Here is a 17,537-nt window from a genome sequence, read left to right on the forward strand (position 1 = left end):
TTCCAGCACCTCGGGGGAATACGAGAAAATTATTTACGGTAGTTAAAACTGCTCGGATATCAGCGACGCCTTGCCGAAGACGCGCGCGAACCGGTCGGCGCCGTCGTATGGCGCTTCTCCAAGCGCTTCTCGACGACATGTGCCGGCTCCGGCCGGCCAAAGGCAAAACCTTGCAGCAGGTCAACGCCAAGACTTGCCAGCACGTCCGCATGGCCGAGCGTTTCGACTCCCTCGGCGACGACTTCCATGTCCAGCGTCCGGGCGATATCGACCAGTGCGGCGACCAGGCGCTGCTGGGGCAGGCCATCCAGCATGGGCAGGATGAGCTGCCGATCGATCTTGACGCGGTCCGGGCGAAGCTTGATCAACCCGAGCAGTGAGGCATGGCCCGAACCGAGATCGTCGATCTCGATTTCAATCCCAAGCGACCGGATGGCATCGATATTGGCTCTGATCTCCGGTGTGAGCTCATCGAGGAAGATCGTCTCGACCAGTTCGAAACTCACCTGGCCTGCCGGGATATCGAGACGCTTGAGCTTTTCCTCGAGATCAGGATCGGAGAGGCGGGAGGCCGACATGTTGACGGACACGCGCGGCAGAGCAAATCCCTCGGCTTGCCATCGCCTCAAGTCGGCAAGGACGAGGCGCAGCATGATTTCGTCGATTTCGTCGATCAACCCGTTCGTCACCGCAGTCGGCAAAAATGCGCCGGGCGGTTTCAGCTCTTCTCCATGTTTCCACCGCACAAGCGCTTCGAGGCCCTTGATAGCGCGGGTCCGGGCATCGACCTGTACCTGGTAGAACGGCACGAAATTGCCGTTGGTGATGGCGCTGCGCAGCTCGTAGAGGATGTGTTTTTCGGCGATCGATGCGGCTGCCATGGCGGGCGAGAACCATTCGGCGCGGTTGCGTCCGTTTCTCTTGGCCTCATAGAGCGCGAGATCGGAACAGGCGAGCAGTCCGGTGACATCCGACGCCGAGGTTTGCGCCACGCCCATCGAACAGGTGACAACGACATTCTTGCCGTTGAGAAGAACGGGTGACTGTAGCTCGGCGCGGATTTCGGCGACGATCTTCTCCATCGCGTTGAGGCCGCGGTCCATCGAAACGATGGCGAATTCGTCACCCCCCAGCCGCGCCACGATATCTCCCGGGCGGCTTGCCTGCTTCAGGATCGACGCGACATGGGCGATGACCACATCTCCACAGGCGTGGCCATATCGGTCGTTGATTTCCTTGAAGTTATCGACGTCGAGATGGCACAGCGACACGAAATCCAGCTCACCGCGTTTTGCAAGGCTGGCACATATCGCGTCGAAGCTGCGGCGGTTGAGAAGTCCGGTCAGGTGGTCGTGGTCAGCAGCATAGCGCGCTTCGGCCCGGCTCTGGTCTGCGGCTTCCCGCTCTTCCGCCAGTTGATGGCTTCGCATCACATCGTCGGTGACATCCCATTCCGCGCCGACGAAGCATGGCTCGCCATTCCCGTCGATGAAGAACTTTGCGCGTGAGCGAAGGTGGCGAATGGAACCATCCTGGCGGATGATCCTGAACTGCGACGCATAGTCTTCGCGGTTTTCGATTGCCTTTTCGAAATGCGCATTGGCGGCATCTCGGTCGTCTGGGTGGACGCATTCGAGCCACACCACATCCGTCGGACCCTTCGGGACACCGTAGAGTTCCTGTAGCTGCTCATCCCACCGGGTCTGGTTCTTGCGCAGATTGTGCTGCCAGATGCCGATACCGGAAGCCTCCAAAGCAACATTCAACTGGCGCAGGAGGTCGTCCAGTTCGTTGTTCGTCCAGATGCGTTTGTTTTCCATGGCTTGCTCTGCCGACATCAGTGGCGACGACAATAACAGCCATTACTTAGCGAATACTAAAACAATGTGCACGTGTTATTATGAGGGAGCTCTACCCTTTAAACACCGGCGATCCGCGTCAGCGAGATAGCTCAGGCCGTTCGCGACCGCCGAGCAACGCCGATTCGGCGATCAACCGAACATCGGGAACTTGGAACGTATGTTTTCGATGTAATACTGTCCTGGCGACCGGGACCCTGCCAATTGCTGGAACACCTGCACGGGTACCGTCTCGAATTCGCGAATTTGCCCGTTTTTCATGAACAGCCGGAGACGCTCTGCACTTTCATCATAAGCAGCAGCATCGAAGAGAGATGAGTTTAGCTCTGCTTGCATAATCGCACTCCTTGAACGGAGACAATAATGCAGTGCAGCATAAAAATTGCAAGAAAATTTAAGCTTAATTAAGTAATCGAGATGCTCACGCTCTCTTCGTTGCTTTCACATCGAATTCGGAGGAACTAGCAATTTCCGAGCCCTACTTTTGAGGCTGATCCCGATCCACCTCAAAATAATCCAGGCAGCTTGGCGGTCGTCTCATGGTCGCCTGAGGCCTCGAAATCAGAGAGGCGAACGAATTCTGCGCCTCTGTTTTTCAGATCAACCAGTGCACGAGCGACCCCCTCGCCGGCGGCATGAGTCGGCTGGTTGATGTGTGAAATCACCACATCGCCATCCTTGGCAGCAGCAATCCGCTTTTCGGCAGCCGCGGCGCCGAGGAGCGAGCCATCATCGCCGTTCAGCGAATAGCCGGCGATCTTGAAACCCATGGCCCGGATCTCCCGGATGGCCGAGAGATCATATTTTGCCGTCGCGCCGCGGAACCAGTGCGGTCTAGGAAGACCGGCTGCAAGCATGGCGTCGGCTCCTCTCCCCACCTCGCGGCCGACAGCTTCAGGCGAGCCTGCTGCCGGTATGCCATAGATCGCGACCGGAATATCGACTGCGGGAATGTGATTCTCGCCGTGATTTTCCAGCTCGAAGAGATCGCTGTTTTCACGCAGAACAGCGACGGTTTCCGGATTGTGCTTCAGCCACCGTGACGTGACGAAGATCGTTGCGGGAATTCTTTCACGAACCAGCGTGGTCAGAATACGCTCGTCGGCCTTGCCCATGCAGGCATCGAAGGTAAGGGCAACACGGATGTGTTTCGCATTTCCCGCAGGCGCCACCGTCAGACGCGGTTCGACCAGTTTCTGAACCGCCAGAGTGTCTGCCTTCGCCAAAGGCGCAAGACAGCAAAGCAGGATAGCGGCGGTGGACAAGAGGCGCATGGTCAGTTTCCGCAGGATCAGGTTGTTCCAGGATCCCGCTTTTAATCCCCTGCACGCCATTCGACCATGCGCATTCTCACGTATCAGCAATGCGGCCGCATCACTGCATCATGCTTGCGCTCAGAAGCTCGCCGACGCGAGCCGGGTGCGGATCGCACGGATGCTTTCCGGACGGCGATCGCCCAGTTCTCGTTCCCAGCGGATTGCGGTCTCGACGATCAGATCGAGATCGTCGTGGCGCGGGGTCCATTCAAGAAGGCGCCGGGCGAGCGTCGCATTGGCGACGACGCTTGCTGCATCGCCCGGGCGACGCGGGCCGTAGTTGATGTCGAACCCGCGGGCTCCGGCTTTCTTGACCGCTTCGAGCACTTCCAGCACCGAATAGCCGCGCCCATAACCGCAATTGGCGATCAGAGGTTCGCCGCCACGACGCAGATAGCTCAGTGCTTTCAAGTGCGCTTCGACCAGATCGGTCACATGGATGTAGTCGCGCACACCGGTACCATCAGCTGTCGGATAATCGGTGCCATAGACATCGACGCCGCGGCGCTTGCCGAGAGCCGCCTCGCAGGCAATCTTGATGAGATGCGTCGCACCTTCCGTGGAAAGACCGGTGCGCCCAAGCGGATCAGCACCGGCGACGTTGAAGTAGCGCAGCGCGACGAAGCGGAAATCATGGGCTGCAGCCGCATCGCGCAGCATCAGTTCGGACATCAGCTTGGACTGACCGTAGGGGTTTTTCGGCAGCGTCGGCGCGCTTTCCAGAACCGGCGTGTCATCCTTCTGATCGCCGTAGACGGCGGCGGTGGAAGAGAAGACAAAATGCTTGATGCCCGCTTCGACGGCGGCTGCCGCCAGGAAGCGGGTCTTGCCGGTATTGTTCTCGTAATAATCCAGCGGATGCGCGACCGATTGTGGCACGACGATCGAGCCTGCGAAATGCAGGATGGCGTCGATGTCATTTTCAGCAAAGATCTGCTTGAGGATGATGGAATCGCCGACATCACCCAGATAGAAGCGCGCCTCGTCCGGAACCGCCCAGCGAAAGCCTGTCGACAGCCGGTCGAGCACGACGACATCCTCGCCAGCGTCGAGCAGCGCCCAGACCATGTGACTTCCGATATACCCTGCACCACCCGTGACCAGAACAGCCATTTTCTCGCCCCTGCTTTTTCTTTCGCAGAGAGAAACACAGCCGTTCTTCAGCAAACCTTACCACCGGGCGGGGCCGCCGGGTTTAACGCGGAACACGGAAAACACGGCGTTCAGGCGATCGATAAAATTTTACAGACCGCCCTCTTTGCGGTGATGGAGCGGGGTTAGAGGCGCTTGATATAGTCCGCCAACCGACCGGCGGCTTCTTCGACATGGGCCGAATTGCGCAGAAAACAGGCCCGCAGAAACAGTTCGCCACCCTCTCCGAAGGCAGAACCGGGCGCCAGCGCCACGCCGATCTTGTCGACGATGTCCATCGCCGTCAGGCGGCTGTCGGTTACGCCATCCACCTTCAGGAAGGCGTAGATCGCGCCATCCGGTTTCAGCGTCTGCACGCGGTTGGTGGCGATCAGCGCATCGCAGAGGATATCGCGGCCGGCGACGGCGCGGGCCACGTTCTCGTTGACGAAGCCATCGCCTTCGTTCAGCGCCACGACCGCGCCGCGCTGCATGAACTGGGCAACGCCCGAATTGGAATACTGGATGAGGTTTTCGATCACCTGCCCCATTTCCGGCGGGGCCACCAGCCAGCCCATGCGCCAGCCGGTCATCGACCAATTCTTGGAGAAGGAGTTTGCGAAGATGATCCGATCGCCCTCTTCCATGATGTCGAGGAAGGACGGAGCCCTTGCCGCACCACCGTAGTAGTAACGGGCATAGATCTCGTCGGCGATGATCCAGATCCCATGTTTGCGGGCGAGCGTCAGAATGTCTCGGAGATCATCAAGCGTTGCCGTCCAGCCGGTCGGGTTGGCGGGCGTATTGATGAAAAGGCCACGTGTCTTTGGTGTGATCGCAGCGTCCAGCGTGTCGAGATCGAGAGACCAGCCGCCGCCGGTAAAGGCAAGCGGCAGGCCGATGGCGGAAGCGCCGGAAATCTCGATCGCGGAGATGATGTTCGGCCAGGTCGGCGAGAGGTAGATCAGTTCATCGCCCGGCGAGGCGATCGCCTGCACGGCCATCATGATCGCATGCATGCCGGAGCCGGTGACATAGAAATGCTCTGACGACAGCGTCTTTGAAAAATGACGCGTGTAATAGTCTGACAGTGCCTGTCGCAGTTCGGGAATCCCGCGCTGCCAGGTATAGAAGGTCTCACCGCCCAGAAGCGCGCTCGATGCCGCCTGATTGATGAAATCCGGGCTCGGCAGATCGCCCTCGCCTGCCCAGAGCGGGATCAGGTCGCGGCGGCCACCGGCGCGGGCGTGATTGATGATCTCGACAATACCGCTTTCGGGAGTGGAGACGGCGCGCGGGCTGAGACTTGCAATGATCGACATGGTTCCTGAACATTTCCCTATGCTTTAATTCTGTTTAGCGCAGAGAACTCGGAAAATCCCATGACAATCCGTGGATCGGCGATCGTTTTTCTTGATGGATCGCCGATCTGTTGACGCGGTTGGATTACCGGATCGGGTTACCCGTCTTCAGAAGATCGCGGATTTCCGAAAGCAACTGGATATCGGCCGGCGGCGGGGCCGGTGTGGCATCCGCAGGCTTCTTTTCTTCCATGGCGCGGAGCTTGTTCACGCCCTTGACCATGAGGAAGATGATGAAGGCGAGGATGAGAAAGTTGATCGCGACCGTGATGAAGCTGCCATAGGCGAAGACCGCGCCCTGCTTGCGGGCTTCTTCCAGCGAGGGCGCTGTGACCGCGCTCGACAGCGCCACGAAGTAGTTGGAAAAGTCGAAGCCACCGCCTGTCACGGCACCTACGACCGGCATGACGAGATCGTTGACCAGTGATGTGACGATGCCGGTAAAGGCGCCGCCGATGATGATGCCGACGGCGAGATCGACGACATTGCCCTTGGCGATAAAGGAACGGAATTCGGAAACAACGGACATAGCATTACCCCTGCTGCTCGGGTTGTTGATCCGCCCCAACATAGTGCATCACCACTTGCTGAAAAGGTGAAAAAGACAGAGACTTAAAGATGACCAGGCATTGGACTTTTTGCCAATGCCGCGGCGATTTGCAAACCCTTGCTTTTGACCTAATCTCATCCGCGTCGCGGCATTGCGGGGAGGAGACATGCTTTCGGGCTGGGTGATCATCGTCGCCGCTTTCGCCTATATTCTGCTGCTGTTTGCGGTCGCAAGTTATGGCGACCGGAGAAGCCGCGTCGTGGGCGTGCCGAAGATCGGCCGGCCCGTGGTCTATGCGCTCAGCCTGGCGATCTACTGCACCTCGTGGACCTATTTCGGTGGCGTGGGTCTGGCTTCCCGTCGCGGGATTGAATTCCTCGGCATCTATATCGGCCCGATCCTGATGCTGACATTGGGCATGCCGCTGATCCGACGCATCGTTGAACTCGCGAAAGCCGAGAAACTGACCTCCGTCGCCGACTTCGTCGCTGCCCGCTATGGCAAGAATTCGACTGTCGCGATGATTGTCGCGATCATCGCGCTGGTGGCCTCCGTGCCCTATATCGCGTTGCAACTCAAAGCCGTGTCGAGTTCGGTCGCCGTGATGGTCAATCCCTCCGACTACGGGATTGGCAGCGGCAACCTGCATTTCATCGATCTGGCCTTGATCGTGACACTGCTGATGGCCGGTTTCGCCGTCATGTTCGGCACACGCCATACGGATGCGACGGAGCATCAGGACGGTCTGATCCTGGCAGTGGCGATGGAATCCGTCGTCAAAGTCTTCGCCTTTGCAACCGTTGGGCTGACGGTGCTGTTCGTGCTGTTCGACGGTCCTGCAGACCTGATGGCCAAGGCTGCCGACAACCTCCTGATCACCTCGGCACTGTCCTACGAAACGCCCCTCAGCCGCTGGCTGATTTTGATACTGCTCTCGGCCTTCGCCATCCTGCTTCTGCCTCGGCAGTTCCATGTGACGGTCGTGGAAAACCGCACGGATCGGGAACGCAAGGTCGCTTCGTTTCTGCTGCCGATCTATCTCGTCGCGATCAACCTGTTCGTCCTACCGGTGGCGATTGCCGGACTGGTCACGTTCGGTGGAACCGGCAATGCCGACCTCTACATTCTCACGCTTCCGCTCCACGGCAATCTGCCGGTCGTGACGCTGATCACCTTCATCGGCGGCTTTTCCGCCGCCACCGCGATGGTGATCGTCGAATCCGTCGCATTGTCGATCATGGTGTCGAACGACATCATCATTCCCGTTTTCCTGCGCCGCAAGCTGATGGCGGCACGCTCGGCGCATGGGGGTCGTGCCGATTTCACCCGTGCACTTCTCAATATCCGACGGCTCGCGATCTTCGCCGTGCTGCTTCTCGGCTATGGCTATTACCGGATGGCGGACACCCAATCGGGTCTTGCCTCGATCGGCCTTCTGGCGTTTGCGGCGATCGCGCAGGTGGCGCCCGCGCTGTTCGGCGGGCTGATCTGGCGGAGGGCCAATGCCCGAGGCGCAATCCTTGGCATGTGCCTCGGGTTTGCGGCCTGGGCCTATCTGTTGTTCGTGCCGAGCCTCGGCGGACCGGACAATTCCCACATCGCCGCGGCCGTGCTGAATTTCCTGATCCCCGGCACCGGCATATTCTCCGGTCCCGAAACCGATCCGCTCGTCAACGCGACGATCTTCAGTCTGGCGCTCAACATGCTGGCCTTCGTGCTCGGCTCTCTGTCACGCAATCCGCGACCGGTGGAGCGTTTGCAGGCCGGGATTTTCGTCAAGCGGCATCTGCGCTCGGAGTTTGCGACCCGCGGCTGGAAGACCCGTGTCAGCGTGGGAGACCTCAAGGCGACGATAGCCCGCTATCTCGGCGAGGAGCGCATGCAGCGTTCGTTTTCCCATTATGAGCGCACCGCGGGACGCCGGTTCGAGGACGACCAGCCGGCCGATATGGCGCTGGTGCATTTCTCCGAACAGCTGCTGGGAAGCGCGATCGGTTCTTCTTCGGCACGGCTTGTCTTGTCGCTGATCCTGCAGAAGGCCGAGGATGCCAGCGCCGACACCGCCTTCCTGCTCGATCAGGCGAGCGAAGCCCTGCAGTATAACCAGGACATGCTGCAGACGGCGCTTTCGCAGATGGACCAGGGAATTGCCGTGTTCGACAGTGCCGACCGGCTGACGATCTGGAACCGACGTTTTCGCCATCTTCTCGACCTTCCCGACCAGGTCGGACAGGTCGGATTTCCGCTCTCAGAAATCGTGGCGATGCTTTCGGACCGGGGTGACATTCCTGCAGACGAACAGGCGGATGTGGTCAACCGGTTCAAGACGCTGGATGCGTCGTTCTCGCTTGTCGTTGCAAGCGGCGAGCGGATCATCGAAGTGCGCACCAACCCGATGCCGGATAGCGGCATCGTTGCAACCTTCACCGACATTTCCGACCGTGTTGCGGCGGCAAAGGCGCTGAAACAGGCGAATGAAACGCTCGAACAGCGGGTGACACAGCGCACCTCAGAGCTGACCCGCGTCAACCATGCACTGGGCCAGGCGCGTGCCGAGGCCGAGGAAGCCAATATCGGCAAGACACGTTTCTTTGCCGCTGCCGGCCACGATATCCTGCAACCGCTCAATGCCGCGCGGCTGTACTCATCCGCACTGGTCGAGCGCATGACGCCTGCCGACCGCAACGGTCCGCTGGTGCGCAACATCGATTCCGCGCTCGAATCGGTTGAGGCGATCCTTGGGGCGGTACTGGATATTTCGCGGCTCGACACCGGCGCAATGAAGCCGCAGCTTGAAACCATCGCCCTCGACGACCTGTTGCGCCGAATCGCGACCGACTATGAGCCGATGGCGCGCGAGAAGAACCTGACCTTCGTGGTGATGCCGACCTCACTCAGGGTTCGCTCCGACGCCAATCTCCTGCGCCGGCTGGTGCAGAACCTGGTGTCCAACGCGATCAAATACACAATCAGCGGCAAGGTTCTGGTCGGCGCGCGGCGGCATGGCGGGCAAGTATCGATCGAAGTGCACGACTCCGGCATCGGCATTCCGGCAGCGCAGTTCGAGACCGTGTTCAAGGAATTCGCAAGACTCGACGAAGGGGCGAAAACCGCAACCGGTCTCGGCCTTGGTCTTTCCATCGTCGACCGTATTTCGCGCGTGCTCGACCACCCCGTGCAGCTTGCATCGAGGCCCGGTCGCGGAACCATCTTCAGGGTGGATCTGCCGCTCGACGCATCGGTCGCGCGACCGGCGAAAGCCTCCGAGCGGCCTGAACGGCGCAAACGCTCGCAGCCGCTGACCGGGCTGAGGGTTCTGTGCATCGACAACGAGCCGAAGATTCTGGAGGGGATGGCGCTGTTGATTACGGGTTGGGGTTGCACGGTCAGGGAAGCGCAGTCCATCACGGCGCTGGACGAAATCACCCGTTCGGGTGAGCCGGCGCCGGATATCATTATCGCCGATTATCATCTCGATGACGGCGACGGGATCGCGGCGATCCAGTCGCTGCGTGCCGCTTACGAGGCCGATGTTCCGGCCCTGCTCATCACCGCCGATCGGTCCGCGGATGTGCGCAACGAGGCTGAGAAACACGGCATTTCACTGCAGCACAAGCCGGTGCGACCGGCGGCGCTGCGCGCTTACCTCACCCAGATCGCCGGTCTGCGGCGTCTCGCGGCGGAATGACGCAAACTGCTTAAAAAGCTGTTCATCGAATAGTCATCACAGACTGTTTACGGTTGAAATGTCTGAACGTCAGATACAAAGCGAGTGTCGCTCGGAACTCTCCGGCGCGTCGCGACGTTTAGGCGCGTGACTTCCCGGCCCGAAGAGGCCTTACGGACCGAAAGGCACGAGGCCATCGGAACCGGTAGAGACGGAGACCGCGACCGATGAAACGATTCGAGATCATTGACGGGATGCGGGGATATTTCCTTGTATTTATGGTTCTCAACCACCTGATATTTGCCGGTGGCTACTTCCTGGTCAAAATCAACCACAATCAGCTTGCTTTTGTCGAGGATGCGCAGGGCTTCGTGTTCCTGTCCGGCCTGATGATCGGCATGGTCTATGCCCGCAAGATGATGAAAGGCGGATATGCCGCCGGTCGCACTGCGATCTACAGCCGTGCCTTCGAGCTCTATCGCTATGCCATGGGCATCGTGATCGCCGTGCTGGTGGCGCAGATGCTGCTGCCGGGGGCCTATTCGGTCTGGTTCAACTGGCTTGGCTACACCAATTTCGACGATCCGCTGCGTCTCGCTGCGATCGCTACCTTCCTATACCAGCCGACCTTCATGGACATCCTGCCGCAGTATATCGTCTACATGCTGTTTGCACCGATGCTGATCAAGCTGGTGCTTGATGACAAGTGGCACTACGTGGTCGCCGCCTCGATCATGATGTGGATGGCCGGACAGCTGGGTCTGCATCAGATCGCAACGATCCCGATCAACGAGCTGATCATGGGTTCGGACGATCAGGGCATCCGCGTCTCGTTCAACCTGTTTGGCTGGCAGATCGTGTTCTTCTCGGGCCTCGTGCTCGGTGCGCTGACCTCGTCCGGCAAGATCAACTGGGGCAAGATCCTGTCGCCCGACAACACGTTCATCCCCAAGGTGGCGCTGGTGCTGGTGATGTTCTTCCTGCCGCTGCGCCTGATTACCGCCAACGAGCTGATGCCGGCCTACATGATCGGCAAGTTCGCCTCGATGGAAATCCGTGCCGATTTCGGTCCGGTCTATCTCCTGAACTTCGCCGCGATGGGTCTTCTCGTCACCTGGCTGCTCGTTGCCGGTCCGCAGCACAAGGCAAACTGGGTGCGCAACATCGCGTCTGCCGTGACCTGGGTGTTCACCCTGCGGTACCTGCGCCTGCTAGGCCGCCACTCGCTCTACGTCTATGTATGGCACGTCGCGATCGTCTACTTCGTATACTACTTCGATGGTCGTACGCCGGAACTCGGCGAGTGGACGAAGACTGCGATTGCACTGACCGCCGTCGGCCTTCTCTCGATCCCTGCCCTATGGCGCGAGCGCGACAAGTTGCTCGGCACGGCGGAGCCGGCACCTGCGAAGACCCTGAAGTCGCCGAAGCCGGCGGCCCAGAGCGTTCCCCAGCAGATGGTCATCCGGTAAAGACGACTATCGTTCGCATACAAAAAAGGGCGGCTCCAAGCCGCCCTTTTTCATGGTCGCTTGATGGCGACGTCAGGCCGCCTGGCCGATTTTCGCATAGGGGTCGAACCGACCGTAGAAGGTCTCTCCGTTCGCCGCCATGTCCTTGAGCAGCTGCGTCGGCTTGAAATGGCTGCCATATTGCGCGGCCAGCTTTTCGGCGAGTTCGACGAAGGTCTTCACGCCCATGCCGTCGATGTAGGACAGCGTGCCACCCGTATAGGGGGCAAAGCCGAAGCCGAGGATGGAGCCGACATCGGCTTCGCGCGGATCGGTGACGATGCCTTCCTCGACGGTGCGGGCGGCTTCCAGTGCGATCGTCACGAGGAAGCGCTGCTTCAGCACGGTAACGTCGACATCTCGGGCCGGCTTTTGCGGATAGAGATCCTTGAGGCCGGGCCAGAGCGATTTTTTCGCGGGCTTGGCGGGGTAGTCGTAGAAGCCCTTGCCGTTCTTGCGGCCGCGGCGATCGAGCACATCGACCATGTTGTCGATCAGCGCCATGTGTTCCGGCTTGACCGAGTTGGGGCCGAGATCGGCGATCGAGGCCTTCATGATCTTCTGGCTGAGATCGACGGCCACTTCGTCGTTGAGAGACAGCGGGCCGACCGGCATGCCGGCCATCTTGGCGGCATTCTCGATCATGGCTGCCGGCACGCCTTCGGCCAGCATGTCATAGGCTTCGTTGATATAGCGGAAGACGCAGCGGTTGACGAAGAAGCCTCTCGTGTCGTTGACGACGATGGGCGTCTTCTTGATCTTGCCGACGAAATCCAGCGCCACGGCAAGTGCCCTGTCGCCCGTCTTTTCGCCCAGGATGACTTCGGTCAGCATCATCTTTTCGACCGGCGAGAAGAAATGCACGCCGACGAACTGGTCCGGACGCTTGGAGTTTTCCGCGAGGCCCGAGATCGGAAGGGTGGAGGTGTTCGAAGCGAAGATCGTGGTTTCCGGAATGACGGCTTCGACCGCTTCGATCACGGCCTTCTTGACCTTGCGGTCTTCGAACACCGCCTCGATGACGAGATCGGCATCGGCAAGTGTCGAATAGTCCGGCGTGGCGGTGACGAGCGAGAGGAGCTTTTCGCCCTCCTCCTTCGTCAGGCGACCCTTAGAGACACTGTCGGCCACCAGCTTTTCGGAAACGGCCTTGCCCTTGTCGGCTGCTTCCTGGCTCTGGTCGATCAGCACGACGGGAATGCCGGCGGCAGCGGTCACATAAGCGATCGAGGCACCCATGAAGCCCGCGCCGACCACGCCGACCTTCTTGAACTCGCTTTTTGGAACGCCTGCCGGACGACGGGCGCCCTTGCCCAGTTCCTGCATCGAGATGAACAGCGAACGGATCATCGAGAAGGCTTCGGTGGTGCCGAGGATCTGCGTGAAATAGCGCTGCTCAACCTTGAGCGCCGTATCGAAGGGCAGCTGAAGCCCCTCATAGACGCATTTGAGGATGGCGAGCGCGCCCGGATAATTGCCTGCCGTCTCACGGCGCAGGATCGCGGGAGCCGCCGGGAAGAGCTGGGCAGCCTGTGGCGTCCAGACACCGCCACCGGGTGCCTTGAAGCCCTTTTCGTCCCAGGGAGCGACGGGCTTCAAGCCATCCTTGATCATCTGCTTTGCAGCGGTCACGAGCTGATCGGGTTCGACGATCTGATGCACGAGACCCATCGCCTTGGCGCGTTGCGGCGTCAGCGTCTGACCGGTCGTCATCATCTGCAGGGCGGACTGGGCATCTGTGAGGCGCGAGACGCGCTGCGTTCCCCCGGCGCCCGGAAAGATGCCGACCTTGACTTCAGGCAGCGCAAGCTTGACCGACTTGGAATTGGCGACGACGCGACCGTGGCAGGCCAGCGACAGCTCGAGAGCGCCGCCCATGCAGGTGCCGTTGATGGCCGATACCCAGGGCTTGCCATTGGTTTCGATGGCGCGGAACAGCCAGGTCATTTGCCCTGCAACCTCGAACAGCTTCTGCTTGGCGGTGGCAGGGTCCTGTGCGGTCGCTTCCTGCAGCATGGAGAACATGCCGCGGATCATGGTGAGGTCGGCACCGCCGGAAAACGAGGATTTGCCGCTGGTAAAGACAACGCCCTTGATGGCGGCATCCGCGACGGTTGCCTTCAGGATCGCGTCGAGTTCTTCCAACACTTCGGCGGTAAAGACATTCATCGACTTGCCCGGCATATCCCAGGTGACGACAGCAATCCCGTCCGCGTCGGTTTCGATGGTGAAGTTGGTGTAGGTCATTGGGTTCCTCCCCTATCAGGCCGACAAATGGCTGCGCTGGGTTTCCAACGTCCTGGTCTTTTCGACCACGACATCGCCGGTATGCTTCGTCTCGGACGGTTCGAACAAGAGTATCCAGCACTCATCGGCCGCGACCGGATTGTGCTCGACGCCCTTCGGAACGACATGGAAGTCGCCTGCCTTCATATGGACATGCGGCCGGTCCCGATATTCGATCGTGAGTTCGCCCTTCCAGATGAGGAACAGTTCGTCCTCGTCGCGATGCGAATGCCAGGTCAGATGATCCTTGACCTTGGCGACCTTCACGCTCTGTCCGTTGAGATCGGCAATGACGCGTGGAGACCAGTGGTCGTCAACATGCGCAAACTCATCTTCGATTGTACCCGTATTGAAGCTCACGATCAGACCCTCTCGATGACGGTCGCGGTGCCCATGCCGGCGCCGATGCAGAGCGTGACCAATGCGGTGTTGAGATCGCGGCGTTCCAGTTCGTCGAGGACGGTGCCGAGGATCATCGCGCCGGTGGCACCGAGCGGGTGACCCATGGCAATCGCGCCGCCATTGACGTTGATGATGTCGTGGGAAATGTCGAAGGCCTGCATGTAGCGCAGCACGACGGCGGCAAAGGCCTCGTTGAGTTCGAACAGGTCGATATCGGCAATCGTCATGCCGGTGCGGGCCAGCAGCTTTTCGGTGACGTCGACTGGGCCGGTCAGCATCAGGGCCGGATCGGAGCCGATATTGGCAAAGGCACGGATGCGGGCACGGGGTTTGATGCCCATGCTTTCGCCGCCGGCCTTCGAGCCGATCAGGACGGCGGCAGCGCCATCGACGATGCCAGACGAATTGCCGGCGTGATGGACGTAGTTGATCTTTTCGATTTCCGGATGCGCCTGAATGCCGACAGCTTCGAAACCGCCCATTTCGCCGGGCATCTGGAACGAGGCATTGAGCGAGGCCAAGGCCTGCATGTCGGTGGTGGGCCTCATATGCTCGTCGCGGTCGAGAATGGTGAGACCGTTCTGATCCTTGACCGGGATCACCGAGTTCTTGAAGTAGCCGGCATCCCAGGCTTTTCCGGCGCGCTTCTGGCTTTCGACGGCATAGGCATCGACGTCATCGCGGGAGAACCCGTATTTCGTGGCGATGAGATCGGCCGAGACGCCCTGCGGCATGAAGTAGGACGGGAAGTTGACCGAAGGGTCCATGTACCAGGCGCCGCCAGACATGCCCATGCCGACGCGCGACATCGACTCGACACCGCCGGCAATGACGATGTCGTCCGATCCGGCTGCGATCTTGCCGGCGCCGAAATTGACGGCATCAAGGCCCGATGCGCAGAAACGGGAGATCTGCATGCCGGGTGCCCGGGTCGAATATCCCGCTTCGAAGGCTGCGGCCTTGGGGATGACGGCGCCGCTATCCATGACCGGATCGACGCAACCCATGATGATGTCGTCGACGGTTTCCGTATCGAGCCCGTTGCGATCACGGATGGCTTCGAGGGTCTTTGCCGCGAGACGGACAGCCGGCACTTCGTGCAGTGAGCCGTCCTTCTTGCCGCGACCGCGCGGCGTGCGCACGTGATCGTAAATGAAGACTTCGGTCATGGTGTCATCTCCCTTGGTGGCAAATTACATTGCCTTTGTTTCACTGCGGGAGAGAAGACCCCTCCCAAACCCTCCCCACAAGAGGGAGGGTTTATCCCGCCGCACCGCCGATGTTCAATCGGGACGAGCAGTCGCCACACATTTTCTCCCCCTTGTGGGGGAGATGGCCGGCAGGCCAGAGGGGGTAATCAACGCCTCAGAACGCCTCGGCGGCCAGTTCCATCATGGTGTCGGCGCCGGCCTCGATGCGCACCTTGCGCAACGCGGTTTCCGGCATGATACGCTCCATATAGAACTTCGCCGTGACGAGCTTTGCTTTCAAGTAGTCTTCGCGCGGGTCCCCGGCGGCCAATGCGGTTTGAGCTGCCTTTGCCATCTTCGCCCACATGTAGCCGAGCGTGACGAGGCCGAACAGGTGCATGTAGTCGGTCGAGCCGGCACCGGCATTGTCGGGCTTGGCCATGGCGTTCTGCATGAACCACATGGTCGAGGCCTGCAGGTCGTTCAGACCCTTCTTGAGGCCCTTGGTGTAGAGAACCATCGCCTCGTCGCCACGGTTTTCCTCGCAGAAATCACCGATCTCCTTGAACATGGCCATGACGGCGCGGCCACCGTTGAGGGCCAGCTTGCGACCGACCAGATCGAGCGCCTGAATGCCGTTGGCGCCTTCGTAGATCATCGCGATGCGGGCATCGCGGACATACTGGCTCATGCCCCATTCTTCGATATAGCCGTGGCCGCCGAAGACCTGCTGGGCCATGACCGCGTGATCGAAACCCTTGTCGGTCAGCACGCCCTTGAGGATCGGCGTGGCAAGACCGAGGAGATCGTCCGCGTTCTGGCGTTCCGCTTCGTCCTGAGAGCGATGGGCGATATCGGATTTCAGTGCCGTCCACAAAACGAAGGCGCGGCCGGCCTCGTTGAAGGCCTTGATGGTCATCAGCGAGCGGCGGATATCCGGATGGACGATGATCGGGTCAGCCTTTTTGTCCGGCGCTTTCGCGCCCGAAAGCGAACGGCCCTGGATACGCTCGTTGGCATAGGCGACGGCATTCTGATAGGCGGTCTCGGCGATCGATAGGCCCTGGAGACCGACACCGAGGCGGGCCTCGTTCATCATCACGAACATGGCCGAGAGGCCCTTGTTCTCGGCCCCGATCAGATAGCCCGTGGCATCGTCGTAGTTCATCACGCAGGTGGAATTGCCGTGGATGCCCATCTTTTCTTCGAGCGCACCGCAGGAGACGCCGTTGCGGGCCCCGAGCGAACCGTCTTCGCCCACCATGAACTTCGGCACGATGAACAGCGAGATGCCCTTGGTGCCTTCAGGCGCGCCCTCGATCCGCGCGAGAACCAGATGCACGATATTGTCGGTCATCGAGTGTTCACCGGCGGAGATAAAGATCTTCTGACCGGAGATTTTGTAGGAGCCATCATCCTGCGGCACCGCCTTGGTGCGCAGCAGACCGAGATCCGTGCCGCAATGGGGCTCGGTGAGGTTCATGGTGCCCGACCAACTACCGCCGACCATGTTGGGCAGATAGGTGGCCTTCTGCTCGTCCGTGCCGTGGACGAGGATGGCGGCGATCGCCCCTTGCGTCAGGCCGGGATACATCATCAGCGACATGTTGGCCGACGACATGTATTCGCCGACGGCGGCATGCAGTGTGTAGGGCAGGCCCTGGCCGCCGAACTCTTCCGGTACGGCCAGGCCGATCCAGCCGCCCTGGACATACTGGTCATAGGCCTGCTTGAAGCCGTTGGGCACCAAAACAGTGCCGTCGTCGTTGCGGGTGCAGCCTTCCCGGTCGCCGGAAAGGTTGATCGGGAACAGGGCCTCTTCGGCTACTTTCGCCGCCTCGCCGATGATCGCCTCGATCATGTCGGGCGTCGCATCGGCAAAACCCTGCAGGTTGCCGTAACGCTCCAAGCCGAGCACATCATTCAGAACGAAAAGTGTATCGTTTACCGGTGCCTTATAGACGGGCATCGTTATCCATCCTCCAGATTAGCCTGACGCTTCCTCCCGGGCATCGCAGCCCGTCGTCTCCTGCACTTACTTAATTGACGTTCGCGTAAACGTCAAACAGTTGGAGTCTCATATCGCGAGCCGATTTTGACCCGGCGTTAGCATCACCTAATAGGTGCTTTCGCCTGCACTGCCGAGGAAGTCGCGCCCGCCGCACTGCATCACAGTGATAGCATCGTCGAAACCCGTGTCATCCGGGCAAACATGCGGAATCGTGGCAAAAAGGTTAAGATCTTAACGAACATTAACGATTTAT

At 60.1% G+C, this 17,537-nt stretch carries 12 protein-coding genes; 2 read left to right on the forward strand and 10 right to left on the reverse strand.

What is annotated here, in order from left to right; translation table 11 throughout:
- Positions 1-59: 59 nt before the first annotated feature.
- From ACQY1J_RS18375 to mscL, 6 genes are all read right to left on the reverse strand, one after another.
- Positions 60-1,820 (reverse strand): putative bifunctional diguanylate cyclase/phosphodiesterase, encoded by a 1,761-nt coding sequence (locus ACQY1J_RS18375; protein WP_162237961.1) that lies wholly within the window; start codon positions 1,818-1,820, stop codon positions 60-62.
- Positions 1,821-1,991: 171 nt separating this feature from the next.
- Positions 1,992-2,195, reverse strand: coding sequence for a KTSC domain-containing protein (locus ACQY1J_RS18380; protein ID WP_062453876.1), 204 nt, complete (start codon positions 2,193-2,195; stop codon positions 1,992-1,994).
- A gap of 170 nt (positions 2,196-2,365) precedes the next feature.
- The gene (locus ACQY1J_RS18385) at positions 2,366-3,133 is read right to left on the reverse strand and encodes a polysaccharide deacetylase family protein (RefSeq protein ID WP_062579000.1); all 768 of its coding nucleotides are present in this window, start codon (positions 3,131-3,133) and stop codon (positions 2,366-2,368) included.
- 120 nt (positions 3,134-3,253) lie between these two features.
- Positions 3,254-4,288 carry a UDP-glucose 4-epimerase GalE gene (galE, locus tag ACQY1J_RS18390; protein ID WP_062453878.1) on the reverse strand — a complete coding sequence of 345 codons (1,035 nt, stop codon included), beginning with the start codon at positions 4,286-4,288 and terminating at the stop codon, positions 3,254-3,256.
- Positions 4,289-4,452: 164 nt separating this feature from the next.
- Entirely contained in the window at positions 4,453-5,628 is a 1,176-nt protein-coding gene (locus ACQY1J_RS18395; protein WP_062578998.1) for a pyridoxal phosphate-dependent aminotransferase, read from the reverse strand.
- 124 nt (positions 5,629-5,752) lie between these two features.
- Positions 5,753-6,196, reverse strand: a complete 444-nt coding sequence (gene mscL, locus ACQY1J_RS18400) for a large conductance mechanosensitive channel protein MscL (RefSeq protein WP_062578996.1) — start codon at positions 6,194-6,196, stop codon at positions 5,753-5,755.
- A gap of 187 nt (positions 6,197-6,383) precedes the next feature.
- Here mscL and ACQY1J_RS18405 point away from each other — a divergent pair, with 187 nt between their 5' ends.
- Both ACQY1J_RS18405 and ACQY1J_RS18410 read left to right on the forward strand, forming a co-directional pair.
- A complete protein-coding gene (locus ACQY1J_RS18405; protein WP_430250520.1) occupies positions 6,384-9,905 on the forward strand; it encodes a PAS domain-containing hybrid sensor histidine kinase/response regulator in 3,522 nt (1,173 codons plus the stop codon).
- A 206-nt stretch (positions 9,906-10,111) separates the two neighbouring features.
- Positions 10,112-11,356 carry an OpgC family protein gene (locus ACQY1J_RS18410; RefSeq protein WP_092663621.1) on the forward strand — a complete coding sequence of 415 codons (1,245 nt, stop codon included), beginning with the start codon at positions 10,112-10,114 and terminating at the stop codon, positions 11,354-11,356.
- 72 nt (positions 11,357-11,428) lie between these two features.
- Here the strand turns inward: ACQY1J_RS18410 and ACQY1J_RS18415 are convergent, their stop codons facing one another.
- The 4 genes from ACQY1J_RS18415 to ACQY1J_RS18430 all read right to left on the reverse strand — a co-directional run bounded on the left by ACQY1J_RS18415 (position 11,429) and on the right by ACQY1J_RS18430 (position 17,242).
- Positions 11,429-13,642: a 3-hydroxyacyl-CoA dehydrogenase NAD-binding domain-containing protein gene (locus ACQY1J_RS18415; RefSeq protein WP_430250521.1), complete on the reverse strand. Its 2,214-nt coding sequence runs from the start codon at positions 13,640-13,642 to the stop codon at positions 11,429-11,431.
- 15 nt (positions 13,643-13,657) lie between these two features.
- Positions 13,658-14,041: a cupin domain-containing protein gene (locus ACQY1J_RS18420; RefSeq protein WP_062453884.1), complete on the reverse strand. Its 384-nt coding sequence runs from the start codon at positions 14,039-14,041 to the stop codon at positions 13,658-13,660.
- A 2-nt stretch (positions 14,042-14,043) separates the two neighbouring features.
- Positions 14,044-15,252 (reverse strand): acetyl-CoA C-acetyltransferase, encoded by a 1,209-nt coding sequence (locus ACQY1J_RS18425; RefSeq protein WP_062453885.1) that lies wholly within the window; start codon positions 15,250-15,252, stop codon positions 14,044-14,046.
- Between the two features lie 196 nt (positions 15,253-15,448).
- Complete coding sequence (locus tag ACQY1J_RS18430; protein ID WP_184654110.1) at positions 15,449-17,242, reverse strand: acyl-CoA dehydrogenase C-terminal domain-containing protein; 1,794 nt, start codon at positions 17,240-17,242, stop codon at positions 15,449-15,451.
- Positions 17,243-17,537: the final 295 nt, after the last annotated feature.

Origin of the sequence: Neorhizobium sp. DAR64860/K0K1, assembly GCF_050500205.1 — a bacterium.
Taxonomy (GTDB): domain Bacteria; phylum Pseudomonadota; class Alphaproteobacteria; order Rhizobiales; family Rhizobiaceae; genus Neorhizobium; species Neorhizobium soli.